Origin of the sequence: Helicobacter valdiviensis (assembly GCF_003245365.1) — a bacterium.
GTDB lineage: Bacteria > Campylobacterota > Campylobacteria > Campylobacterales > Helicobacteraceae > Helicobacter_D > Helicobacter_D valdiviensis.
On the sequence record NZ_NBIU01000131.1, the window covers coordinates 1 to 420 of the forward strand.

The following is a 420-nucleotide window of genomic DNA, read 5'->3' on the forward strand; positions in this document are numbered from 1 at the left end:
AAGAAGCAAAAGAGGTTTATTGGGATAGTGCAAATAATTCTTTGTTGTATTTCTTTGAAGATAAAAAGGATTCTAGTCGTATCAATAAAATTGTAATAACACCTGATTATAAATTAAAGAAATTTGGTAAAACAAATGCAATAGTGACATTAGGCAAAATTAATGCAAGAAACAAGAATGAAGGTAATTATATTAAGATTAGATAAGGCGGTGAGACTTGCACTCACAATACATAGCCCAAGTAATTGGGGTATCCTACTACTACATTTTAGGTATCAACCTTATCTAAATAATTTTAACTTTGCAATACTAAAAAGGAGTTTAAATGGTTTTATCATTGGGTGATTTCAAATTCAAAGCCCTAAACTTTGAAAACCTAGAAAGAAGCTTAGAATATGGGATAAGCTCTCAAGCTAGACT

General features: G+C 30.0%; 2 pseudogenes. Both read left to right on the forward strand.

Going from position 1 to position 420, the window contains the following annotated elements:
• A pseudogene (locus B6S12_RS10895) lies at nt 1-206 on the forward strand (phage head morphogenesis protein); the annotation flags it as partial.
• A gap of 119 nt (nt 207-325) precedes the next feature.
• Nucleotides 326-420, forward strand: a pseudogene (locus B6S12_RS11615) (phage tail protein); the annotation flags it as partial.